At 48.6% G+C, this 23,534-nt stretch carries 21 protein-coding genes and 1 other annotated feature; of the genes, 8 read left to right on the top strand and 13 right to left on the bottom strand.

What is annotated here, in order from left to right:
- Nucleotides 1-219 precede the first annotated feature (219 nt).
- The 3 genes from rplL to yfbR all read right to left on the bottom strand — a co-directional run bounded on the left by rplL (nt 220) and on the right by yfbR (nt 1,997).
- Nucleotides 220-591 carry a 50S ribosomal protein L7/L12 gene (gene rplL, locus ACS5WU_RS06740; RefSeq protein WP_046444208.1) on the bottom strand — a complete coding sequence of 124 codons (372 nt, stop codon included), beginning with the start codon at nt 589-591 and terminating at the stop codon, nt 220-222.
- A 78-nt stretch (nt 592-669) separates the two neighbouring features.
- Nucleotides 670-1,197, bottom strand: a complete 528-nt coding sequence (gene rplJ / locus ACS5WU_RS06735; RefSeq protein WP_046444207.1) for a 50S ribosomal protein L10 — start codon at nt 1,195-1,197, stop codon at nt 670-672.
- A 28-nt stretch (nt 1,198-1,225) separates the two neighbouring features.
- Nucleotides 1,226-1,362 (bottom strand) — a sequence feature (ribosomal protein L10 leader region).
- 56 nt (nt 1,363-1,418) lie between these two features.
- Nucleotides 1,419-1,997 (bottom strand): 5'-deoxynucleotidase, encoded by a 579-nt coding sequence (yfbR, locus tag ACS5WU_RS06730; RefSeq protein ID WP_046444206.1) that lies wholly within the window; start codon nt 1,995-1,997, stop codon nt 1,419-1,421.
- 373 nt (nt 1,998-2,370) lie between these two features.
- Here yfbR and thiT point away from each other — a divergent pair, with 373 nt between their 5' ends.
- A complete protein-coding gene (gene thiT, locus ACS5WU_RS06725) occupies nt 2,371-3,048 on the top strand; it encodes an energy-coupled thiamine transporter ThiT (RefSeq protein WP_046444205.1) in 678 nt (225 codons plus the stop codon).
- 2 nt (nt 3,049-3,050) lie between these two features.
- Here the strand turns inward: thiT and ACS5WU_RS06720 are convergent, their stop codons facing one another.
- Nucleotides 3,051-3,860, bottom strand: coding sequence for a sugar phosphate isomerase/epimerase family protein (locus ACS5WU_RS06720; RefSeq protein WP_059108808.1), 810 nt, complete (start codon nt 3,858-3,860; stop codon nt 3,051-3,053).
- A 137-nt stretch (nt 3,861-3,997) separates the two neighbouring features.
- Between ACS5WU_RS06720 and leuB the strand changes: the two genes are divergently transcribed.
- Complete coding sequence (gene leuB, locus ACS5WU_RS06715) at nt 3,998-5,059, top strand: 3-isopropylmalate dehydrogenase (protein ID WP_059108807.1); 1,062 nt, start codon at nt 3,998-4,000, stop codon at nt 5,057-5,059.
- A gap of 101 nt (nt 5,060-5,160) precedes the next feature.
- Nucleotides 5,161-5,655 carry a hypothetical protein gene (locus tag ACS5WU_RS06710; RefSeq protein ID WP_465089016.1) on the top strand — a complete coding sequence of 165 codons (495 nt, stop codon included), beginning with the start codon at nt 5,161-5,163 and terminating at the stop codon, nt 5,653-5,655.
- A 63-nt stretch (nt 5,656-5,718) separates the two neighbouring features.
- Here the strand turns inward: ACS5WU_RS06710 and ACS5WU_RS06705 are convergent, their stop codons facing one another.
- The gene (locus ACS5WU_RS06705) at nt 5,719-7,497 is read right to left on the bottom strand and encodes a D-alanyl-D-alanine carboxypeptidase family protein (RefSeq protein WP_302760137.1); all 1,779 of its coding nucleotides are present in this window, start codon (nt 7,495-7,497) and stop codon (nt 5,719-5,721) included.
- Nucleotides 7,498-7,730: 233 nt separating this feature from the next.
- Between ACS5WU_RS06705 and ACS5WU_RS06700 the strand changes: the two genes are divergently transcribed.
- Nucleotides 7,731-7,877: a hypothetical protein gene (locus ACS5WU_RS06700; protein WP_156415079.1), complete on the top strand. Its 147-nt coding sequence runs from the start codon at nt 7,731-7,733 to the stop codon at nt 7,875-7,877.
- A gap of 120 nt (nt 7,878-7,997) precedes the next feature.
- Nucleotides 7,998-9,521, top strand: a complete 1,524-nt coding sequence (locus ACS5WU_RS06695; protein WP_046444200.1) for an acyl CoA:acetate/3-ketoacid CoA transferase — start codon at nt 7,998-8,000, stop codon at nt 9,519-9,521.
- 94 nt (nt 9,522-9,615) lie between these two features.
- Here ACS5WU_RS06695 and ACS5WU_RS06690 read toward each other — a convergent pair whose 3' ends face one another.
- Nucleotides 9,616-10,569 carry an alpha/beta hydrolase gene (locus tag ACS5WU_RS06690; RefSeq protein WP_302760135.1) on the bottom strand — a complete coding sequence of 318 codons (954 nt, stop codon included), beginning with the start codon at nt 10,567-10,569 and terminating at the stop codon, nt 9,616-9,618.
- A 269-nt stretch (nt 10,570-10,838) separates the two neighbouring features.
- Between ACS5WU_RS06690 and ACS5WU_RS06685 the strand changes: the two genes are divergently transcribed.
- From ACS5WU_RS06685 to ACS5WU_RS06675, 3 genes are all read left to right on the top strand, one after another.
- The gene (locus ACS5WU_RS06685; RefSeq protein ID WP_046444198.1) at nt 10,839-11,348 is read left to right on the top strand and encodes a GNAT family N-acetyltransferase; all 510 of its coding nucleotides are present in this window, start codon (nt 10,839-10,841) and stop codon (nt 11,346-11,348) included.
- Between the two features lie 137 nt (nt 11,349-11,485).
- A complete protein-coding gene (locus ACS5WU_RS06680) occupies nt 11,486-12,178 on the top strand; it encodes an iron-sulfur cluster assembly scaffold protein (protein ID WP_046444197.1) in 693 nt (230 codons plus the stop codon).
- Between the two features lie 15 nt (nt 12,179-12,193).
- Nucleotides 12,194-13,192, top strand: a complete 999-nt coding sequence (locus ACS5WU_RS06675) for a GGGtGRT protein (RefSeq protein ID WP_046444196.1) — start codon at nt 12,194-12,196, stop codon at nt 13,190-13,192.
- A 197-nt stretch (nt 13,193-13,389) separates the two neighbouring features.
- Here ACS5WU_RS06675 and arsM read toward each other — a convergent pair whose 3' ends face one another.
- The 7 genes from arsM to ACS5WU_RS06640 all read right to left on the bottom strand — a co-directional run bounded on the left by arsM (nt 13,390) and on the right by ACS5WU_RS06640 (nt 23,338).
- Complete coding sequence (gene arsM / locus ACS5WU_RS06670) at nt 13,390-14,175, bottom strand: arsenite methyltransferase (protein ID WP_307757286.1); 786 nt, start codon at nt 14,173-14,175, stop codon at nt 13,390-13,392.
- 119 nt (nt 14,176-14,294) lie between these two features.
- Complete coding sequence (locus tag ACS5WU_RS06665; protein ID WP_059108800.1) at nt 14,295-14,597, bottom strand: ArsR/SmtB family transcription factor; 303 nt, start codon at nt 14,595-14,597, stop codon at nt 14,295-14,297.
- Nucleotides 14,598-14,803: 206 nt separating this feature from the next.
- Entirely contained in the window at nt 14,804-18,097 is a 3,294-nt protein-coding gene (locus ACS5WU_RS06660) for an autotransporter outer membrane beta-barrel domain-containing protein (protein ID WP_302760134.1), read from the bottom strand.
- A 13-nt stretch (nt 18,098-18,110) separates the two neighbouring features.
- Nucleotides 18,111-18,296 (bottom strand): hypothetical protein, encoded by a 186-nt coding sequence (locus tag ACS5WU_RS06655; RefSeq protein ID WP_046444192.1) that lies wholly within the window; start codon nt 18,294-18,296, stop codon nt 18,111-18,113.
- Between the two features lie 430 nt (nt 18,297-18,726).
- On the bottom strand, nt 18,727-20,898 hold the full coding sequence (locus ACS5WU_RS06650; RefSeq protein ID WP_465089015.1) for a bifunctional diguanylate cyclase/phosphodiesterase: 2,172 nt from the start codon (nt 20,896-20,898) through the stop codon (nt 18,727-18,729).
- A gap of 418 nt (nt 20,899-21,316) precedes the next feature.
- Entirely contained in the window at nt 21,317-22,852 is a 1,536-nt protein-coding gene (locus ACS5WU_RS06645) for an ABC1 kinase family protein (RefSeq protein WP_160295649.1), read from the bottom strand.
- Nucleotides 22,853-23,026: 174 nt separating this feature from the next.
- A complete protein-coding gene (locus ACS5WU_RS06640; RefSeq protein WP_046444190.1) occupies nt 23,027-23,338 on the bottom strand; it encodes a phasin family protein in 312 nt (103 codons plus the stop codon).
- Nucleotides 23,339-23,534: the final 196 nt, after the last annotated feature.

The raw sequence follows: 23,534 nt of genomic DNA, 5'->3' as shown, positions 1-23,534 counted from the left end.
TTCTCTCGCTTATCTATGAGATCATCATGCTTTTAATATACACCGGAAACAAAAAAATAAACCGTATTCAGCGCGATCACGCTACCATTTCCAGCGCAGGTCTGCAAAGCAAAAACGCTTGTTGACTCATGTGATTCACGCGATTTGCAGTAGGCCTATGCCACAATCAAAAAAACGCAGCGCTTACGGCTGCGTTTTTTGATTGCATATTCTGTAAAACTATTTCATTTCTACTTCTGCGCCAGCTTCTTTGAGGGAAGCAACAAGCTTCTCTGCATCATCTTTGCCCATAGCTTCCTTGATTGTGGAAGGAGCGCCGTCAACCAGCTCTTTTGCTTCCTTGAGGCCAAGGCCCGTAGCTTCTCTTACAGCTTTGATTACTTTGATCTTCTCTGCGCCTGCAGCCTTCAGAACTACGTCGAATTCTGTTTTCTCTTCTGCAGCGGCAGCTTCGCCAGCCGGAGCGGCAGCAGCAACTGCAACCGGAGCGGCAGCGCTTACGCCAAATGTTTCTTCGATTTCCTTAACGAGCTCAGAAAGCTCAAGAACGTTCATTTCTTTGATTGCATCAAGAATCTGTTTGTTATCCATTATTATAATCCTCCGAATTTTTACTCATTATTCTGCGGCTCTATGCCGCGCTATTCATTATTCCTGCCTCAGGCTGTTTCAGCCCTGTTTTTGATCTACAACCGCTTTGAGCGCACATGCAAGACCTCTCGGGATTGCCGAAAGCGCCATAGCAAAGTTTGTGATCGGCGCATTCAGGCTGCCCAGCATCTTTGCAATAAGCTCGTCCTTGGAAGGGAGCTTTGAAAGGTTCTGAATCTCGTCAGCGCCCATTGCCTTGCCATCCAGGATTCCGCCTTTGATCTCCGTCTTTTTAGCGTCCTTTACAAACTTGCAAAGGATCTTTGCCGGAGCAACCGGATCTTCGTAGCCAAACGCCACTGCCGTCGGCCCTTTGAAGTAATCGTCCACGCCTTCGATGTTAAGCTCTTCCGCAGCGCGCTTGAGCATATTGTTTTTGATGACCTTATACTCTACGCCCACTTCGCGAAATTTGCTCCGCAGATCGGAAACCTCAGCAACCGTAAGTCCTCTGTAATCCAGTACAACGACGCTCTGCGCACGCTTCATTTTATCCACAACGTCTGCAACCGCCGCCTGTTTTAACTGTAGCTTTGCTTCTTTCAAATCATTTCACCTCCGTCGCTGCGTCCTGATTGAAATAAAAAATGCCCTTATCCAAGCCATGAAGACCTAATAAGAGCAACAAAGTTCCTAAAAAATCAACCTCGTCAGGATTTCATACGATTAAGCGAAACGCTCCTGAGTCTATGGCTTTTGTGCATCATTCATTTTTACGCAAGAATTACTATACCATGTATCCTGTCCTCTGTCAACAGTTTGTTGCCCTAATTAAGCTCGTCGAGCGACAATGAATAGCCCGGTAAAAAGTGCTCCATAAAATATTCCACCTCAGGAAGCTCCATTCGAACCACAGCTTCCTCTGTGCGCGCACACGCCTTTTCAAACTCTTTGTTTCCGCTTTTCAGCTCTTCCATACACTTAATATATGCACTCAGCCTGTCGGCAGCCTTCACAAGCTGCCTTACCTCTTCATCTTCCTCCTGTAATACATAAGGAGCGATAGAAGGGCGCATTTCCTCTGGCAGCATGGAAACAAGCGTTTCTTCCGCATGGCGCTCGATTTTCTTGTAGGACTGCATGATGTTTTCATCAAAATATTTGATGGGAGTGGGCAGGTCGCCTGTAATTACCTCTCCGGCCTCATGATAAACCGCAGCGGCAAGCACATCCTTCTCGCTCACGTTTCCGTTGAAATACGCATTCCTGATCACGCACAGCGCGTGTGCAATCAGCGCCACCGTAAAGGTATGCTCCGCAACGTTTTCCTCCATATTATTACGCATGAGCCCCCACCGTTTGATGTGCTTCAGGCGCGACATATAAGCATAAAAACTCTTTTTCATACAAACACCTTGACTTTTCTTTTCGCTTAGTGCTACTATCATACCATAAAAGTACATACACTGCTAGGGGAGCTACGGCTGAGAAATTGAAACCCTCTGAACCGGTCACGGTAATTCGTGCGCAGGAAAGCGGAAATTGAACCAATTCGAATTTTAACTCCCGCAGCTGTGCGGGAGTTTTCCATTTATGCAGTGTTTGCACTGACTTTACAATATGCGCGCATCCCTGAGCCGCAGGCTGTCCCCGGCCGCCCGGCGAACGCTATAGATTGATGCGTTGATGCGGTGCAAAAGAAACGATAATGTATGAGTCTGCCTCAAACGATATCATATATTTACCTGCTGTAAAACGAACGCTTCAAAGGAGAAAATTATGTTTGACGATTTTTCAGGCCTTACACTGCCGGCAATCATCATTGTATGTGTGATTATCGCCGCAGGCCTCATCGGGTATTTCCTGTACCGCAAGAAAACTGCGGGCGGCAAAGAGATTACAAAAAAATCGCAGTGGACCACAAAAGAGCTTACGACTGCGGCGCTGTGCATTGGCGCTTCTTTCCTGTTAAGCTTTATCAAGATTTTTTCCATGCCGAACGGCGGATCGATCACCCCTGCAAGTATGCTGCCAATGCTGGCGTTTTCGTATATTTACGGATTCAAAAAGGGATTTCTGGCAGGCCTGTGCTACGGCCTCCTGCAATTTGTTCAGGAACCTTTTTTCCTGGCATTTCCACAGTTTGCACTCGATTATCTGCTGTCCTTTTCGCTGCTCGCGCTCGCAGGGCTTGCGAAAAAAAGCATCATCCCGGGCATCCTTTACGGCTGCGGTGCGCGGTTTATCTGCCAGTTCCTTTCAGGCTGGATATTTTTTGGAATGTACGCGCCTGAGGGTATGCCTGCGTGGCTGTATTCGCTCGGCTACAACGGCGCTGTCGTAGGCGTGGAATGCGCTATCTGTATCGCGATTTCTGCAATCCCCGCGCTTTACAAGCTGTTCAACCGGCTGAAGGCCCAGACGATTTCACAGCGGAAAGCGTTTGCGCAGGCATAAAGCTACGCAAAAAAAGCCTGTACTTTCTTATAATTCTCGAGAAGCTGGTCGTAGGATGCGTAATCGCTTGGATATACTTCGAGCATCATCAGACCGTCATAATGCAGCCTGTCGAGACATTCTTTCATCCTCTGCCAATCCATTTCCCCATCGAAAGGAAGGCAGGGGATGGTTCCTTTTTCCGGATCTTTTTTATAATCGCAAACATGGATATGCGCGAGCTTTCCATCCATATCCTCAATGTAATCGAAAACATCATAGCCAGACTGGGCGGCCTGCTTGATATCCAGTGTAAAGAACAGATTATCGCTGTCCGTATGCGCTGCAAGCTCACGGGCAAAGCCCGGTTTTCCATACCAGCACCAGTGCACATTTTCGTAAGCAAGCTTTACGTTCTTCTTTTTTGCTTCTTCCGCAAGCACCGAAACCTTTTCTCCAGCCCACTCATAATCCACACGGAACGTCCTGGCACGCTTGATGTTCATCGCGCCGTGGAACACATAAACGCCCGCCGAGAGCTCTGCGGCAGCGTCCACCACCTGATGGAATACATTCATTGCTTCGTCGTACTGCCTCGGATGCTCTGAAAAAAGCTGCGGTTCAAATTGCGTGCACAGCGAATGCACGGAGCGCACCCGCATCCCCTCCCCGTCGCATATCCTTCTCAACTCATCTGTAAACGGCTTTTGGTACTCCATATTCGCCGAGAAAAAAATTTCAATATCCTTGACGCCCAAAGCGGCCATCTCCCGCACGGCGTCCTCATTATACAGCCTGCAAAAGAAACAAGCCGTAGACATTCCTGTTTTCATAAGTAAATCACTTCCCAATCCAGCTGTTTTTCAATTCTGTCCTACTTCATTTTATTTCTTTCCCCCTCTTTTGTCCAACTTATTTTTGTTATATAATAAGATGGTATCTGAATTTTTACAGAAGAAAGGTGATAGCTATGGAATTTACAATCGCAAAAATTTCCGGCGACGGAATCGGCCCGGAGATTTCCGTGGAAGCGGTACGTGTTCTGAACCGCATCGGAGAGCTCTATGGTCATACATTTCACTTCCGCGACGTGGACGCGGGCGGAATCGCAATCGATAAGCACGGAAATCCCCTTCCGGATTCGCAGCTTGAAATCTGCAGGCAGTGCGACGCAGTGCTCCTTGCCGCGGTGGGCGGAGAGAAATGGGATAACCTTCCCGTGGATAAACGCCCTGAAAAAGGCCTCCTGCGTCTGCGCGGGGAGCTTGGCCTGTTCGCAAACCTGCGGCCTGCCATCATTTATAACGAGCTCAAGGCCGCATGCCCTTTAAAGGACGAGATCGTTGGCGATAACCTCGACATTCTTATCCTGCGCGAGCTGACCGGCGACGTTTACTTTGGCGAGAAGAGCGGCGACGACATCACATATTCCCAGGACATCATGAATTACCACGATTATGAGGTGGAGCGCATCGCACGCCTTGCCTTCGAATCCGCACGCAAGCGGGATAAGCGCCTTACAAGCGTTGATAAGGCAAATGTCCTTTCCACCTCGCGGCTGTGGCGCAATACCGTCACGCGTGTCGCAAAGGATTATCCCGACGTGGAGCTTACCCACATGTATGTGGACAACGCCGCAATGCAGCTGGTACGCAATCCGCGCCAGTTTGACGTAGTGGTTACGGGCAACCTGTTTGGCGATATCCTGACGGACGAGGCCAGCATGATTACAGGCTCGATTGGAATGCTGCCCTCGGCAAGCCTTGGCTCCACCAAGCTTGGTATGTACGAGCCGATACACGGCAGCGCGCCGGATATTGCCGGTCAGGGAAAAGCCAACCCAATCGCAATGATACTTTCCTGTGCGTTGATGCTTCGCTATTCCTTCGATCTCGAAAAGGAAGCGCAGGCAATCGAAGCCTCAGTAAAAAAAGTACTTGCGGCAGGCGCGCGCACAGCGGACATTGCTGCCGGCGGGGAGTACGTTTCAACTACGGAAATGAGCGACCTGATCCTCGCGCAGCTTAGCTGACCAAAAACTCTGGTACGAAATAAAGCAGCGTCCATAAATGGTGGGCGCTGCTTTTGCAACCTATTAGCTTACAGCGTCGCATGGCTCGCTGCCGGAAAGGTTTGCCCACAGCAGTTTCTAACAAATGCCTGCTGCGCAGCCATTTGGCAAACTGCAATATTTCTCTGTTTTCATTATCTCCATTCTGCTCCGCAGCGTGTACAAACTGGATTGTGCACACACAGCAACGCCCCGCAACTTTTACAGTTCCATTTCTTTTCTTCGCTTTCAAGAAAAGACTTCATTCCATTTTTTTTGATATTGTCGAGATTTTCAATCATACTCATGCCGTAATTTGCGCGGTATCTTTTGTCCAGGTCCCTGAGCCGGCAGCACTTTTTGCCACACTCGTCGCAAAGCCCGGAGGCGCTCAGCCGAAGCGTCCCGCAGTTTTTGATGCTGCATTTTCTGCAATGATGCGGCTTTGTGCTATCGTCTCCGTTACAGCCGCCGCATTTCTTTTTATCCCTTTGGCGCGCCATACACAGCGTGCAGTTCATACCGCAGGGCGCTATCATCTCCCTGTCCATAAAATTTTCCTTTCCGCCACCCTTTGACAATAATTGTAAAAAACGGCTTCGCTGCAAACGAAACCGTCTTATTTGTTTTATTGATCGATCCTACATCTTATGTCCGCGCCCTTTGGAGCTGCCTGGTTTTCCACCGGTACGCGCCCGCGCCGCGCCCTGCCTTTTTTGCGGCGGTGTGGCGCTTCTTGACATTCCGCCATTCGGGGGCTGCTTACGCTGTGGCTGCCGTACGGGAGTATCGTAATTCCTGCCCCGCCCCGTAGCATAACGCTTTTTCCTGCGTGATTTATTCACCGCGCGTATGATCAAGAGCGTCAGAATAAACGCAACCGGTATGATGATCCAAAGATACCATGTCTGAAATTCAAAATACGGAACACCGTATTCTTCGCTTGCGAGGCTTTCCTCGCCCTTTTCAAAAACTTCCCTGCCCGCCACAAGGGGCGCGCTGTAAAGCTCCTTCCCGTTGAGAGAATAGGAAACCGTACCTACCTCATCGCCTTCCTTGATCGGCGCTTTCAACGGTTCGCTGATGTTTGTTGTCTCCTCCAGTTTTACGCTGCCGTCTTCAAGCCCCTTTGCCGTCGCCGCATCAATAAGCTGCGTATCGGAAGCAATCTTGCTCAGGTCCGCTGATACTTCCAGCGTCCCTTCCTGCGGATCGTTTCCGGAGGCGTTTTCAATCTGCTCAGTGAGCGCTACCGGCGAAGCATATTTCGCAAGGTCCACCTTAGCGAAATTCTCGAATCCATAGTCAAAAAGATATTTTGCAATATCCCAACGCGCATGGGAATCCGGCTGTGTGCTCGTATCCTCGCTCTTGGTGGTATCGCCGAAAATCACGGCAATCAGGTTTAATCCATCAGAAGAGGCGGACGCTACGAGACAACCGTAAGACTTGATCGGTCTTTCCGCACCCGGCGGGATAATATTGTTGACCGTTCCCGTTTTCATACCGGTCGCTTTGTCGTACAAATACTGGGCATACTCCGGTTTTTCAACGGGCGTATGCAGCAGGTAGTTGGAATTCTGTACTCCGCCAACCGTCTCGTTATTGAGCTGCGGTACTGTTTCATACGTATAGGTTGGCGATTTTACAATCTCCATCAGCTCCGGATATTTGCTCGCAGCTACGGCAAGCTTTGCCATATCTGACGCTGTAGAATAATGGTCGTGGCCAATATTTGCAATATAAACGCCGTTGGTATTAATGAAATTTGTTCCTGTCATGCCAAGCTCCTGCGCTTTGGCATTCATCATCGCTACAAAGGCTTCCTCGCTTCCGGCAATGTGCAGGCCAAGCGCAAGCGCAGCGTCGTTTCCTGAGCACATCATCATTCCATAAAATAAATCCTTAACGGATATTTCCGTGCCCGGTTTTGTGCTTGTATAAAGCCCCATCAGGCTGCCCTTTTCGCCAAGCTTTCCGATCTCTGTGAGCATATCCGCAGTAAGCGTCACCGTATCCGTAAGCTCGCAGTTTTCCTCTGTAAGGATCGCCGTCATCAGCTTAGTCGTGCTCGCAGGAAAAATGCGCCAATCCGCATTCTTGGAAAACAAAACCTCTCCTGTATCCGCATCCACCAGCATCGCGGATTCCGCTTCAATTCGAGACAAATCAACTTCAGGCGCACCGGCGTAGCCCTGCGTCGTTTGCTCGGGCGTTGGAGTAGGCTCCGGGGTTGGAACAGGCGTGGGCGTTGCCTCTGCCTCCGGCTGCGCCGCATCTGCCGGGGCATCCTCAACCGGCGCTGCCGTTTCTTCTGGTATTGTCGTAGCTGCCGCGTCATTATCATTTTCCGCGAACGCAACCACAGGTATTGTCAGGATTATTACAAGCGCAATAATCAACACAAATATCTTTTTCAAATTACTATCCTCACTGAAATCATATCTATAACGTTTCCCATTATATACCAAACAGACGATTTTGTATAGTTTTTGTATCACTTCTGTAGCCATTCTTAAACATTGTTCATACTTTTTTCATATCTTGTGACCGTAGATGTACATCCCCTGTTTTACAATAGGTTCATAGAAAGAAACGCATTGCCAAAATGCAGGCAATGCAACGAAACGCTTACCACAGGAGGTATTTTATTATGTTTGATATCATTTTGACAAAAGAATTTTTAAGCGCCCTGCTTCTCGCCGTATCTGTCATCGGGGCCATCTGCGCCTCTGCAATCCTGATGGAACGCAAGCCTGCCCGCAGGGATCGCCGTCCGGGTGGATATCACGAAAAATAAATGTTGTTTTTTAGCTTCATAAGTGTCCAGTCTCAACTTTCATCTTGAAAATGGCATCCGTATATCGGATAATATTAACGGTATATTTGATTTTTAAGAAATGGACGGTGTAGGTATATTATGAAGCATCAGATTATCACGGCAAAGGAAGCCGCAAACCTCATTCCGGACGGTGCGGCAATCGCAGCCAACGGATTTGTTATGGCAGCGGTAGCGGACGAGCTTTACTACGCATTAGAGCAACGTTTTCTGGAAACAGGCGCGCCCAAAGACCTTTCCCTTTTGAGCGTAACCTCTGTGGGTGACGGCGCGGACAGGGGGCTTAACCGCCTTGCGCATAAAGGACTTGTGAAACGGCTTGTGGCAGGGCACATCAACCTGATGCCAAAATTACAGCAGATGATTTTTTCCGAGGACATCGAGGCTTACAACCTTCCCCAGGGCGTGATCGCACAGCTTTTGAGGGATACGGCGGCAAAACGTCCGGGGCTTGTTACGCATATCGGCCTTGATACCTTTGTGGATCCCCGCCTTTCCGGCGGACGGCTCAACAGCCGCTCCACAGACGAGCTCAATGAGATCGTCAATATTGACGGAAAGGACTATATCCGCTATAAGCCGATCGAAAAAATGGATTTCGCATTCCTGCGTGGCACACGGGCAGACCGCAACGGAAACATCAGCATGGAAAAGGAAGCTGCTATCGTGGACGCGCTTGCAATGGCGCAGGCCTGTCACGCGCTTGGCGGAAAGGTTTTGGTTCAGGTGGAAGAGATTGTGGACGATATCCCGCCGCATGAGGTATTCGTGCCGGGAATACTCGTGGATTACGTGATCGTTACACAGGATATGCAGTATCACCCGCAGACAGCTGCCTGCGATTACAATCCCGCTTATTCAGGGCAGACGCGGGCGCCCGAAGGCGCAATGCCCATACTCCCGCCCGGGCCGCGCCGTATTATTGCACTGCGCTCCTTAAAGGAGCTGCAGGAAGGCGGCGTAATTAATCTTGGCATCGGTATGCCGGAAGGAATTGCGGCAGTAGCTGCGGAAAAAGGAATCAGCGATTTTACGCTTACAGTAGAAGCCGGCGGTATTGGCGGAACACCGCTTTCCGGTGTGGAATTTGGTTCTACGCTCAACCCGCATGCGATTATCTATCAGCATCAGCTGTTTGATTTTTATCATGGCGGCGGGCTTAACCAGGCGTTTCTTGGCCTTGCGGAATCTGATCCGCAGGGTAACATTAACGTCAGCAAATTCGGTCCCCGTATCGCGGGCTGCGGAGGCTTTATCTGCATCACGCAGGCAACGCCCCTTCTCTATTTCATCGGTACCTTTACCGCTAAGGGCCTGGATGTGGAGGTGAAGGACGGCAAACTCCATATTATAAAGGAAGGCAGCATCAAAAAGTTCAAAAAGGACATCGAGCAGTTGACCTTCTCCGCCAAACGCGCACGCGAGCTTGGCCAGAAGGTCATGTTTATCACGGAGCGCTGCGTACTTGAAGTGACGGACGGCGGGCTTATGCTGACAGAGGTTGCTCCCGGAATTGATGTGGAAAAGGACATCATTGCCAATATGGAATTCCGCCCCCTTATTTCAGAAAATCTGAAGGAAATGGACGCGGATATTTTCGAATGACAATAAATATATGAAAAAGACAGGCTGCGGCCTGTCTTTTTTTGATGCAATATTTTATGCGGTTCGTGTCTTCGCGCTTCGGCTTCTCCCCGCCTCACGAACGTCTCAGGTGCTTTTCCGCAAATTCGTCAATCGTATCCCAATAGGCTTTCGGATCCACCGTGACTGCTTCCCCATGCTGCGCGCCATGCACAACAAGTTTTTCCTTTTCGCATGCTGCCGGATTATACACCTCGTCCAGCATAAAAAACGGCACGAACGTATCCACGTCCCCGTGGATAAAAAGCGTAGGGGTTTTCGATTTCTTCACCTGCTCCACAGACGAAGCTTCCTTGAAGGAATACCCCGCCCTGCGTTTTGCCATGCCGTTCGCAATGTGCATGATCGGAAACTGCGGAAGGCCGTACACTTTTTTGAGCTGAATGGTGAATTCCTCCCATACCGACGTATATCCACAGTCCTCAACCGCCACACGCACATTTGGGGGAAGCGCTTCGCCGGTCGTCATCATCACGGTCGCCGCCCCCATGGAAACCCCATGCAGAATAATGTCTGCATCCGGCTGCTCTTCAAGGATTGTATCCCTGATCCAGGAAATGATATCAAACCGGTCGAGCCATCCCATCCCGTAATAATCCCCTTCGCTGTCCCCGCTGCCCCGCAAGTCCGGCAGGAACACATTATAGCCCTTTTCATGCCACCGTCTTGCGGCAATTCCAAGATTCAACCCGCAGCCGGAGAATCCGTGGATACAGACCACCCAAACCTTGGAAGGATTTTTGGCGGGCAGTTCACGCGCCACAAGCCTGAGCCCGTCATACGATTCCTGCTCATGCATGCGGAATTTCTGCGCCCTCAACCATTCATTATCGATTTCTTTTTTGGTTTTTTCAATCGATTTTTCCGATGTGTTCGCGTTGGTTTTTAAGACCTTTTCCTTTGTCTTTTTCGCGTTCACCGCAACGTCGAATATTTTATTTGCCGCCACAAGCACAACCACCGCAAAGATAATAATTACCGCAATAATAACGATCCACAACCACAGCATTTTGCCCTGTCCTCCGTTTCCAGCTCTTTGTCATCCAGCTTATAGCAATTTATCAAAAGGTTGGTTACAAGCTTTTGTATAAATTGCAGATGCAAGCGATTTACCGTAAGTTTTGCATAACCTGCATTCAGTTAATCGCTGTAACTATAACCATTCCGCCCCTCTGCTTATCATATTTCTCAAGTTTCTTCAATATGTTAGGATAGCATTTTCACAACGTTTGTTCAATGCTATAATAAGGATAAATACACAGGAAAAGAGATTATATTTTGCAGGAAAAAGCGTTCATCTCACAAGCATATTACCAGCACATCGGCGACATCAGTAAATTGTTTGCCACAAGCTGGCGCTTTGCCTATCAGGGAATTGTCGCGGAGGATTACCTGAGCCGCCTGCCGGACGACCATTGGGTTCCCTTTTTGCAAAACGGTTTTTTAACCGGCGAACTACTGTGTCTTATGGCACACCGGCCCGGGCTTGCGGGCGCTGCGATTGTACGTCCTTCACGTATCATCCAGTTCCCGGAAGACGGGGAGCTAACCGCCCTTTACCTCCTGCCCGGCGAAATAGGCATGGGCACCGGACGGCTTTTGCTGCGCGCCGCAGAAGAGGTATTCAGGCGCAAAGGGAAAACACACTGCGTACTGGATGTACTCGAAGGCAACGACCGCGCGATTGGTTTCTACCGCGCCCATGGCTTCGAGGATACTCCTTATGTTAACAAAACCATGCTCGATTCGCAGGAGGTCCTTTGCAGGATTATGCGAAAAAAGCTGTAGCCGGCGTTGTTCATACCGCATAGCGCCAAATCATAAAAATATAATGACTATCGTCCCTGAAATATGCTATAATAGCTTTCGTATAGCTTAGTATTTCATTATTAAGACAATCAATTTTTAAGGAGGTCAAAAATCCCATGCAATACTCAAAAGAAGTAGAAGAAATGGTATGCGTGAAAAAGGGCCCGCATCACGGTCCCGCTCCGATACCCGAAGAAGGCAAATGGGTAAAATCCAAACAAATCACCGACATCTCCGGTCTTACGCACGGCGTAGGCTGGTGCGCACCCCAGCAGGGCATGTGCAAGCTGACGCTGAACGTAAAAGACGGCATTATCGAAGAAGCCCTCATTGAAACGAGCGGCTGCTCGGGTATGACGCACTCCGCTGCAATGGCAGGCGAGGCAATCGTCGGCAAAACACTGCTTGAGGCGCTTAATACAGACCTTGTATGCGACGCTATCAACACCGCGATGCGCGAACTGTTTTTGCAGATCGCTTACGGCAGGACGCAGACGGCCTTCTCCGAAGGCGGCCTCCCCATTGGCGCAGGCCTTGAAGACCTTGGAAAAGGACTTCGTTCACAGGTTGGAACAATTTTTTCCACCAATGCAAAGGGCGTCCGTTATCTGGAGCTTGCGGAAGGATATATCCTCGAAATGGCGCTTGATAAAAACGATGAGGTGATCGGCTATAAGTTCGTACGCATGGGCAAGATGATGGAAGACATCAGGAACGGCGTAGATCCCAAGGAGGCGTATCAGAACAACATCGGCACTTATGGCAGATATGAAGACGCGGTCAAGTATATCGATCCGCGCAAAGAATAAAGGAGGGCGATAAACATGGTTACATTTGAAGGTTATGAAAGAAGAATTGCCCAAATTGAAAAGTGCATGAAAGAGTACGGCTTCTCTTCTCTCGAGGAAGTAAAACAATATACGGTCGATAAAGGCCTTGACGTGGATAGCATCGTTCGCGGTATTCAGCCGATTGCTTTTGAAAACGCAATCTGGGCTTACACGCTTGGCGCAGCTGTTGCGCTCAAAAAAGAATGCAAAAAGGCGTCTGAAGCCGCTGAGGCAATCGGCATCGGCCTGCAGGCATTCTGCATTCCGGGCTCCGTTGCAGAGCAGCGCCTTGTTGGCCTTGGCCATGGCAACCTCGCCGCTATGCTCCTCGAAGAGCAGACCAGATGCTTCTGTTTCCTCGCCGGCCACGAATCGTTTGCGGCTGCGGAGGGCGCAATCGGCATCGCAAAAACAGCGAACAAAGTCCGCAAGGAAAACCTGCAGGTTATCCTGAACGGCCTCGGCAAAGACGCCGCGCAGATTATCTCGCGTATCAACGGCTTTACCTATGTTGAGACGGATTATGACTATGCGACAGGGAAGCTCAACATCGTTTCCGAAACGAAATATTCGGACGGCGACCGTTCAAAAGTCCGCTGCTACGGCTGCGACGATGTAAACGAGGGCGTTGCCGTTATGCGTCATGAAAACGTTGACGTTTCCATCACCGGCAACTCCACAAACCCAACGCGTTTCCAGCATCCGGTTGCAGGCACGTACAAAAAATGGGCAATCGAAAACGGCAAAAAATACTTCTCAGTTGCTTCGGGCGGCGGCACGGGCAGAACGCTGCATCCTGACAACATGGCTGCCGGTCCGGCATCGTACGGTATGACCGATACAATGGGCCGTATGCACGGCGACGCACAGTTCGCGGGCAGCTCTTCCGTTCCGGCACACGTAGAAATGATGGGCCTCATCGGTATGGGTAACAACCCGATGGTCGGCGCTTCTGTTGCGGTGGCTGTTGCGGTGGAACAGGCGCAGGCATAGACACATATAAACAAAAATTTATCAAAATAAAGGCTCCTTGATACAAACGGTATCGGGAGCCTTCTTTTTTGGCAGACACACAGATCCTATCTGCCTGAATTATCTTACCTGTTGCCAGAATTACATTTTTTTACGAGCTTCTTCCTGATACATTTTCTATAAAACAGAATACAGAATTATAATCAAGGAACGTCCGTCTATTTATGAGCCTTAACGTATGCACTCGCGAACGCCCCGTCAATCTCTTGCATATCCGCATCGGACAGGTTAAATTCTAATCCCTTATCTGCGGCAAAACCTTTTAAAAAATCAGTACTGTATGTATCGACAACAGAAATATCAATATCTTTGAATCCGGCATCCAATAGGATTTGTTTATATTTGCCTATGGATAAGGCGCCGGAAATACAGCCCACCCATAATTGTGCGTTGCTCCTCAAATCTGCGCGTACAGGTTTTAGTTCGATCACATCAGCGATTGCCACACGGCCGCCATCCTTTAATATGCGGTATGCTTCTTTTAGCACTGCGCCCTTATTGTCACTCAGGTTTATCACGCAATTAGAGGTGACAACATCAACCGTGTTATCATCCAGAGGGATATCCTCTATATACCCCTTGATAAATTCAACATTCCCAAAGCCGCTTTTTTCCTTGTTGGCATTTGCCAGTTCCAGCATTTCATCCGTCATATCAAGGCCGTAAACTTTGCCTGTTTCTCCAGCATACTTTGCAGAAATGAAAACATCAATACCGCCGCCACTGCCCAGATCAAGTACAATTTCACCTTTTTGGATATTCGCAAGAAAAACAGGATTGGCACATCCCAGCGATGCTTTGAGCGCATCCTCCGGTAAATCTTTCAAATATTCCTCTGTATACAGCACCTGGCTCTTTTTTGGTGTACAACAGCAAGACGTTTGCTTTCCTTCCGCTACCTGCGTTGCTTTCCCGCCGTAAAATTTTTTTACTTCTTCTTTCATTTTGTCAGACATTTTTTATTCTCCTTTTCAGATACCGTTTATTCAGTATTATTTACTGATCTATTGCCCATTTTCAAGCATAGATACATTGAAATTTATCTATGTATATCCCAAAAAAATTACTCGCTGCATATGCACTTCTTATCAGTCACTGAAAACAGTTCCAGAAATCCTGCCAATTCTTTGACTGCATTTTGATTAACGGAATAGTACATCCATTTCCCATCTTTCCTGCCATGAACAAGCCCTGAATCGCATAATACCTTCATATGGTGGGAGAGTGTCGGCTGTGTAATATTAAACTTTTCCTGAATCACACAGGCGCATAGCTCACCACACGAAACCATATCCATGATTTGCAGGCGCGTAGGCTCCGCCAATGCCTTCAAGACTTTTGCATAGTCCGTATATGTCTTCTCCATATTAACCTCACATAGATATTCATCTATATATAGAATACCCTATTCTTTCCCACTTGTCAACGAGAAGTTATGTTCATTGAGATCGCGATTCAGATAAGGATTGTCTGATGGCTTGTGCATCCGTGGTTGTAGAACAGGCAAGCAAATAATCAACCGATAAAAAAACTGCCGTTTGGGGGACGGCAGTTTTTTATTGTTTTACAGGCTTATTTTTCGTAACGTTTTTTCTGGCGGTAAAGGACAACTGACAATACAGCCACAGTGATTCCAGCTGCCAGCACCAGCAGGATATACGGCGTCATATCTGCCGCATCTCCCGTCTTTGGCGCTGTTCCTCCTGTCGTGGTGTTCGACTGCGTCGTATCGCCTGTTGTTCCTGCCCCGGCCCCGCTGCCCGTTGTTCCCTTCTCGGCCAGCGCGTACAGGCTGAAGTGTTCTGTCTGTAGATATGCCATGCCCTCCTGTACCGCAACGCCGTATTCCGAGGTCGTCTTGTCGTCGTTGATCCGGTGCCCCGCCAGATTTTCCGTATCGTACTCTTCCGGCACCGGTATCCCGATGATCACTGTGCCTTCCGGCTGGATGGCATTCCCATCCGCATCCAGCAGAGTGATGTCGTACAGGACAAATCTTGCCGCCTTATCCTTCAGCAGTTCTTTCGCGTTTGCATAGGCCGTGTCTGTTTCCGCAATCGGCTTGACGCCCAGGTAAGCTCCCTCCGGCACAGTTCCAGGCTCTGCATACAGCGTCACTCCGGTCGCAGGATCCGTATAGGTAATCTTCTTTGTTCCAGGCTCGGCAGGGCCGACATATTCCTTGCCTGGTTCCACTGTCTGCCCGTTTATCGTAATCGCTCCGTCGGTATCATTGATGACGGTAACGCCCTCAGGTACGTCCAGCGCGAGACCGTCCCACTGCAATATGTCGATCACATCGCCCGCTTTCGCCCCTGCCAGTTTTTCTTTGACTTCTTCTTCCGTGCCGACATAATAGACGCCGTCCGCGCCTTGCGCCATATATTTCACGAATACCGCGTCCGGGCTGATATACGAGTCATCCGGCTTCACTGCAAACGTTCCGGCGCTGATTCCGATCCTGCCCGTATCTTCCGTGCCGATCGTTCCGTTAAAGATACCATTTTCAACGGTCAGGTCTCCTTTATCCCCAACAAGGACGTCTCCGCTTATGTTTCCGCCCTGAATCGTTACAAAAGGCTGTTCGGTTGACGCCGGATAATCTTCGTCCGCTTTGATTAAGATACCGCCGTTTATCTGCGCGCCATCCAGAATGACCGTGTTGGATTGGTAGCGTTCATCCCATGCCGAAGCGTAAATCGCCCGCGCGCCGTCCACCGCGTTCAATACGCCGCCCGACACCGTAAGGTCGCCCCAGTTCTGGATCGCGCTGCCGCCCGCCGCTGTGGTGGAGACACTGCCGCCCGTCACATTCATAATCCCGTTATCGTCGTTCTTGAGGGCGATAAAGGTATTTTCAAGTTCACCGCCCGCCATATTGAACGTTGCATTGTTTATGTTGCGGATCAGCGAACTGTATCCGGAGGTGTTCACGACCGAGCCGCCCTTCATGGTCATCGTACCGCCGTTGTTGTCTACGACATACCATGAATTTCCGCCGTTGCTTCCCTGCACGCCCGCTTCTTTTGAACGGGTAAGCTTGCCGCTTTCCATGATAAGCGTGCCGTTATTTACCAGCGCGCCTCTGGCGTGCGATACGTTATCCACGGTGCCACTGCCGCTAATCGTCAGCGTACCCTTGTTTGTAATCGTATGTTGATTTGCTTCGTTGGTCAGCGTAAAAGTCGCGAGGTCTAGCGTTACCGTCGTTCCTTCGGGAACCGTAATGCTTTCCGTCGTATTTTTGAGCAGGATAACGGTTCCGCCGTTTGCGGCGTTCACCGCATCCTGCACCGATACATACTTCTGTCCGCCCGCTTCCGCAGCATATTCCGCTACAATAAAACCGTCCCCGTCCGGATTCGGCACCAAACCGCCCGCGCTTTCATCGACATAATCGCTTACGTCGCTGCTGAAAGTGCCGCCCGTGACCTCGACATTCGCGTTGGCGGGAGCAAAAATCGCTTCGCTCCTGCTGTGCCCCGTCAGCGTACCGCCGCTGACGTTTGCAGCCGCATCCGTTCCTTCTACCCAAAGCGCTACGGCATTACTTGCTCCCGTCGCCGTGAGCGTCCCCCCGGTGACTGTGCAGTTTGCTTTCTGGTCAACTTTGACAGCCGATCCCCTGTTCCCACTGCTGTTATAGGTACAGATGATTTCGCCTCCCGAAATAAGGGCAGTCGAGTTGCCCTTCAACGAAACGGCAGGGTAACCGCTGTATGTTATATTACCGCCCGATATTTCAAGATGGGCGTCTCCAAGCATGCTGATACCGCCGACCAGCTTCACGTTATCCTGTACTTTCACGGAAGCGCCCTGCGGCTTGAGCGTAGAATCTCCGCCAGATATCGCCTGGCGCTGGGCTTCTATCTTTGCGTTTCCGCCAATCGTGCCTTCATAGGCTCTGCCGGTTATGCCGTTGCCCTGCGACACGATTTCCCCGCCGGTCATATCAAACGTCATAAACGTTGTGGCACTGTAGGATGAAGGCATCAAAAGGAATCCCGCTCCGCCTCCGGTACTTTCTACGCGCCCTCCTGTCATATTCACGGCGCTGCTGTCTTCCATGCGGAGGATGATCGCTCCATTTGAACTGCCGGAACGAACCGTTCCGCCCTCGATGTTCAGCTTAACATCTGTATTCTTTTGATACGAGTCGGTATCGATCGCCGCGTTTTTCACTGCCTCCAGCGTTCCGGATGCCACAGTGAGCGACGAATTGTTAAATAGCTTAATTCCGTAATTGCCCGCTTTGAGCACGCCATTTTCCCCTGAATCCCTGAGAGTGAACGAAGCGTCTTTCACGTCGATCAGGCTGAAATTGGCTCCGCTGTAAGCAGACTCGAGCGTGTACCCATTGAGGTCTAAAACGGTATCTTTGGTAATCGTGAATTTGGTGCTGTCCGCAATAGCGATATCCCCGCCCAAAACAATCTCGCCGCCAGCTTGCAGCGCGGCCTTCAGGTCCTCGACGGTCGTAATGGTATTTTCATTCGCCGGCACAGGAACTTGCGCTCCTTCGGCAAGCCCAAAAGCAGTTGCCTCCTGGGTTGCCGCGCTTTCCACCGCAGGTTGCTGCGACGCGCCTGCGGGCTGCTGCGATTGGCTGGGTAAAGGTTCCGTCACCAGTCCCGTGGAAGCCTGCGCAGTCGGCTCCGGGGTTTTCCCTTCCGTACCAACGTCCTCTTCTGCCCCGGCCACGCAGTCCCCCCTATGGCCCGTTTCCAACACACATCCCTCGTTGCATACGTTCTGCACCGGTTCTGCCGTTTCCTGTGCAAATGCGACGCCGCCAGCTACCGTCAGCCCAAACGCAACACACAAAACAATGCAAAACCATTTTTTAAGATGCTTGTGCCTGTTCATTATAATACTCCTTTCATTGCCCCGTTTCTTTCAAACGTTTTTTATTTGAATTATCTGTAGATTCAAATTGATCTACGATTACAATGGCAGTTGTCAGTGCATTATTTTTTTTCATGAAATATCCCAATATACCAGCCGCATAAATTGTAGTGGTCTTTATTTCATTTACCGCTTTGCAAGCACAGTGCCATTCTTCCATTTGCCGTTTCTTACTTATTCACGCATCTTGGCTGATTCATTTTTCATCTCTTACAATTTCATTGCAAATTATATTTTCCACATTATAATACCTGATTAATAAAGTATTATATTTTATTGTATTTCTGAGCAATTAACATAGCACGATCATTGATATAAAAAAACTTATACTTTTTCGCTCATAGAAAAAAAGCACAAAAAAACGCCCCAACGGGCGCTGTGAGCGTAAAAATAAGACGAACGAAAAGGTATACTATTCAATCACACTATATCATTTTTCTTTCAAAACTGTCAAGATTTCGATACAAAAATCAGTTATCGCAAAAATTCTTTTCAAATGGCAAATACATATTAAAAAAGCCGGACGGATTTTATGGCCTGACCGCAATAAAAAACTGCCGTTATCTTAACGGCAGTTTTTATTACCTGCTTCAGTCTATATAATTCTTGTAGTTTTTAACGTATCGATCAAATTCATCGATAGGCATGGGTTTTGCATATACGTAACCCTGCACAAGATCGCAGCCCGCCATACGAAGAAAATCCACCTGATACACGGATTCTACGCCTTCGGCGACAATCTTCATGGAAAGCGCTTTAGCCATATTAATAATCGCGCGCACCAGCTCATGATCCCTGCGCGTGTTTTCTCCTTCACGGAAAAACAGCATATCCAGCTTAAGTACATCCATCGGAAGATTTTTGATGATATTAAGCGACGAATGGCCTGCCCCAAAGTCATCAATCGAACACAGGAATCCATTTTTCTGGAATTCTATCACCACCCTGCGAAACAGATCGTAATTATGGAAAACCATGCTTTCCGTAAATTCAAGCTCAATACAGCCGTCCGGTATCGCATATTTGTTTTTTATTTCCAGATAGGTACGTACAAAATCCGGCTGCACCATGCACAGCCTGGATACATTGACAGATATTACCATATGCGTTTGCCATGTGTCCATCCGCTCCCTGTAATACCTGCAAACCGCCTCAAACATATACCGATCCAATTTTATAATAAAACCGTTACGCTCAAAAAGCGGAATAAAATCTGTCGGCGGCACCATTCCCTTGCCGGGAACGTCCCACCGGACGAGCGCTTCTGCCCCGGCAATCGTATTGCCGTTCTGGATATTGATTTTAGGCTGCAAATAAACCTTGAATTCCTTTTTTTCGAGCGCTGCCTCCATTCTGGCTTCCATATCCGCCTCGCGCACAATTTTGTCGCGCATTTCATTGGTATAAAACGCGCACCTGCTTCCGTTCAGCTCTTTCACTGATTTTTGCGCTACGTTCGCCCTGTCAAGCATATCATTTACGGAAAGGCTGCCGTCACGCTCGTCGATCACATAAATACCGGAACACAATTCTATTTTATAGCCATGCTCCGCCGTTTCGTTGTATTGCTCCAACAGCTTTGCCACATTATAAAATCTCTCGCGTGATTCCTCCTGGGACACAAACTGCCGCAGGCTTACAAAATTATCTCCCGATACCCGGCAAAAAACCTCGCCCGCGCGCACATCCCCCTGCACGATATCCGCCCAATATTTCAGGACGCGGTCTCCCACTTCATATCCAAAAAAATCATTGACATATTTAAAGCCTTTGAGGTCGCAGTACCACAGGGAATATTTCATCCCGCCCCTCTCCTCAAGAAGTTCTTTTGCGTCTTCCAAAAATTTCCTGTAATTCCGGTAGCCCGTAAGCTGGTCTGAATACGCAATTTTTTGAAGTGCCAAAACGCCGCGATCATTGGTCCGCTTGATCAGCAGCATCAAGAATATAAATACGAGGATCGCTCCTGCAATGATCGCAATGATGCCCTTTGACATCATGGAAAAGCTTGTGTTAATTTCCGATTCCGGCACGACGTTGAACACATACCAGTCATTGATGCCAAGCGGCGTATATGCCGCCTGTCTGGTTTCACCCTCAAAAGGGTATTCCACAAATCCGCTCGTTCCGCTTTTCAGGTCTTTTTCAAGCTGGGTACGATCCTCTTCGGAAAAAGGATAATAGTCAAAAATATTGAACGCATCCTTACTGATCGTAGGATGATTGGAGCGTATCACGTAATTCCCGTCGCTATCGAGAATACTCGCAAATCCCTTTCCTCCAAAAATCGAAGTATCAATAATATTTCCAAGCACCTCTGCGCTGTTCACGGCAGTAAGAACCTTAATTACCTCGCCGTTGTGCCAGATGGGAACAGAATAATAATTGACGTAAAAATCCCCTACTTCCGCCTTTTGCGTACTGCTGATCACATTTTCCCCGGCGAATGCGCTTTCCACAAATTCCTTATCTGATAAATCCACGTCATAAAAATATTCGCCGCTCAGGTCGACGCCTGTGGTATTTCCGTCACGGTCCGTGAAACCCATACGGATAAAAACATTTTTGTTGTTAATTTTTTCAAATACAGGTAATAATGCGTCAAAATCAGGATCATCCATTGCGCCTATCATCTCTGCAACGCCGTCCAAAGTCTGAAAATCGCCTTCTATCTGCTTTACGATAGCGAGCTTGCTTTGCTCGGCAACCTCGCTCATATATTCGCGTACTTCACCCTGGTTTCCCTTCACTGCATAGTTCATAAAAACAATGCTCAGCAACAAAAAAGCAGCACAAATCACAAGTGCGGCGATGTAAATCTTTTTTTGCCTGAACATTCTCTTTTGATCCAAATTTTCTGTCACGTAGCTGATTCCTTTTATTGTGGTGGTGTAACGCCAAAGACCTGCCCTTACTATTTTACGATATATTCCTTTCTTTGTCATGTTTTTTTACAACATCAACAAAATGCAAAAAGCAAGAGCAGCTCTCCGTTTCGCTTCTACAGCGATTAATTGAATGCAGGCGGTGCAAAACTTACGATAAATTGCCTGCATCTGCAATTTATTCCGAAAGCCTGTAACTGGTCTTTTGGCAAATTACTATCAAAAGGGCAAACGGTTTTTGACATCAAAAAAGACGGTATTCCGCATGGCAGGATACCGTCTTTTGCATATCATTTTATTTTCGCTTTTTGCCGGATTTCACCATCGATATGACAAGCCCCAAAACGATCACAATGGAAATCAGCAGGCCCACAACGATTGCAAAGGTGCTCAGGCTGTAAATCGTAGGATCATTTTTGCCCATGTTGGAGTAACCTGCGCTGATAATAACGCCTGCCATGACAATGCAGACTGCAAGCAACACAACAGCGAAGGATATCCTGTTAAACATCCTCTCAATGTTTTTCTCCATGCGCTCCATATCCTTTACCTTTAGCTCTAAGGAATAATCGTTCTTTTTCAGCTTGTGCATAAACGTCACGAGCGAAGAAGGAATTCCCTTCATAAAATCGATCCAGTCGAGCGCATATGTCTGGACCTCGTTTTTAAATTCCTCCGTCTTGTAACGGTTTTTCAGCAAATTCCTGACCGTTTTTTCCGCGATTTCCAAAATGTTGATCGACGGATCGAGCTCTTCCACCACGCCCTGCGCGGTTCCAAGGCATTTTGCTACCAATGTAAACTCACGTGGAATTTTCATTTTATATTTTGCCGCAAGCGTAAACACGCTTGTAAAAACCTTTGCAATCTTTACTTCGCCAAGCGGCACATACAAATATTCATCCAGCAGCTCATCGAGCGAACGTTCAAACGCATCCATATTGACGTCCGAATCCGCCGTATCCATTTCAGAAATGCTCTGCGCAATTTTAAGGGTGTTGCGCGATGCAATTCCCAAAACGAGGTCGTTAAGCTGCCGCCGGAAACGGCTGTTAATCGAGCCCACCATGCCAAGATCGATAAACTCTACAATTTTGCCGTCCACAATCAGTACATTGCCCGGATGCGGATCTGCATGAAAAACACCGTTTTCCAATATTTGCGTAATCAGCGAATCTGTAAACGTGTAGGCGATCTGCGACGTATCCGCGTTCTCGGCGGTAAGCGCCGCAATGTCGTTGATCTTTACGCCGTTCACATAATCCATCGTAAGAACCTTTGGCGTGGTATATACCCACTTGATTCTGGGCACGCGTATGTCCTTCTGGTTAGCGACGCTCTCCCGGAAATAATCCGTGTTTTCGCCCTCTTTGGTGAAATCTGTCTCCTGCTCCATCACGCGCCGGAATTCGGCGACCATTCCTGAGAAATCATATAATTGTCCGTACTTGGAATATTTATCCACCAGACGCGCAAGCTTTTCCAGAATGCCAAGGTCTACGTCAATCGATTCCCTGATGTTCGGGCGTTGCACCTTTACCACCACGTCCGCGCCGGAATACAGTTTCGCACGGTACACCTGCGAAACGGAAGCCGATGCAAGCGGCACCGGATCAAACTGAGCAAACAGCTTATCCACCGTATCTCCAAGCTCTGTCTCAATTACGCCGAGCGCCTCCTCATAGGAAAAAGGCGCAACAGAATCCTGCAGCTTTTGAAGCTGCTTCGCCACGTTTTCCGTGACGATATCTGTGCGCGTTGAAAGAATCTGCCCCAGCTTTACAAAGGTTGGGCCAAGCTCCTCGCACATTTTGCGGATTCGCTCGCCCACTGAGGGCAAATTATGCTTTTGCTCCTGCTCAAAAATCTTCTGCGGATTTTTGCTCAGAGTGGATTTTACAAAAAGGAAACCCAAATTATTCCTGTTGAAAGCGGACAGGATTTCCCGATAACGTTGCAGATTTTTTGACGCGATGACAGTTCACCCCCAGGATATAAACCCGTATTATTTATCCTGCACCTTTGCTGCTGCGATCTCTTCACGGATAATCTCGCGGATGTCGTCCTTTGTGACGCGCGTATCTGCGGTAAGGCCGATATCCTGAAGCGTTTCTCGCACTTCACCCTTCACCATCCTGCTCAGCTCCTCGCGCTGCGCCTCGCCCTTCTTGATCAGGTCGTTTGCAAAGCTCTGTGCATCTTTGCGCTGCACCTCGCCCTTTGCGACCATTTTCTCTACCATTTCTTCGATTTTTTCACGGGAATAAGCAAATAAACCCATGCCGAAGTTGATTCCATCTTCAATAATATTAGACATATCAAATGCCTCCTTTATCTTTTAATCTTATTATAATACAATTTGAAAATAAGTAAACCGTCAATCGGCACGGCGGACGGTTTATAGAATAAGCAAATCAAGGCTTTTCTTTGCGGCGCGGAGCCTTTATAATAAGAGTATCGGCAAACCCTCAGGCTGTGTTTTCCATACAGCCGGCGGATGCTTATGGAATAAA

The organism is Christensenella sp. KGMB01412, from assembly GCF_055522415.1.
Note: the sequence above shows the minus strand (reverse complement) of the source record. Positions and strands in the feature narration are given on the sequence as shown.

Coding starts and splice junctions, on each gene's coding strand:
- rplL (WP_046444208.1), bottom strand. CDS start 591: ATGGATAACAAACAGATTCTTGATGCAATCAAAGAAATGAACGTTCTT.
- yfbR (WP_046444206.1), bottom strand. CDS start 1,997: ATGAAAAAGAGTTTTTATGCTTATATGTCGCGCCTGAAGCACATCAAA.
- thiT (WP_046444205.1), top strand. CDS start 2,371: ATGTTTGACGATTTTTCAGGCCTTACACTGCCGGCAATCATCATTGTA.
- ACS5WU_RS06720 (WP_059108808.1), bottom strand. CDS start 3,860: ATGAAAACAGGAATGTCTACGGCTTGTTTCTTTTGCAGGCTGTATAAT.
- leuB (WP_059108807.1), top strand. CDS start 3,998: ATGGAATTTACAATCGCAAAAATTTCCGGCGACGGAATCGGCCCGGAG.
- ACS5WU_RS06700 (WP_156415079.1), top strand. CDS start 7,731: ATGTTTGATATCATTTTGACAAAAGAATTTTTAAGCGCCCTGCTTCTC.
- ACS5WU_RS06695 (WP_046444200.1), top strand. CDS start 7,998: ATGAAGCATCAGATTATCACGGCAAAGGAAGCCGCAAACCTCATTCCG.
- ACS5WU_RS06690 (WP_302760135.1), bottom strand. CDS start 10,569: ATGCTGTGGTTGTGGATCGTTATTATTGCGGTAATTATTATCTTTGCG.
- ACS5WU_RS06680 (WP_046444197.1), top strand. CDS start 11,486: ATGCAATACTCAAAAGAAGTAGAAGAAATGGTATGCGTGAAAAAGGGC.
- ACS5WU_RS06675 (WP_046444196.1), top strand. CDS start 12,194: ATGGTTACATTTGAAGGTTATGAAAGAAGAATTGCCCAAATTGAAAAG.
- arsM (WP_307757286.1), bottom strand. CDS start 14,175: ATGAAAGAAGAAGTAAAAAAATTTTACGGCGGGAAAGCAACGCAGGTA.
- ACS5WU_RS06665 (WP_059108800.1), bottom strand. CDS start 14,597: ATGGAGAAGACATATACGGACTATGCAAAAGTCTTGAAGGCATTGGCG.
- ACS5WU_RS06660 (WP_302760134.1), bottom strand. CDS start 18,097: ATGAACAGGCACAAGCATCTTAAAAAATGGTTTTGCATTGTTTTGTGT.
- ACS5WU_RS06655 (WP_046444192.1), bottom strand. CDS start 18,296: ATGGAAGAATGGCACTGTGCTTGCAAAGCGGTAAATGAAATAAAGACC.
- ACS5WU_RS06650 (WP_465089015.1), bottom strand. CDS start 20,898: ATGAACTATGCAGTGAAGGGAAACCAGGGTGAAGTACGCGAATATATG.
- ACS5WU_RS06640 (WP_046444190.1), bottom strand. CDS start 23,338: ATGTCTAATATTATTGAAGATGGAATCAACTTCGGCATGGGTTTATTT.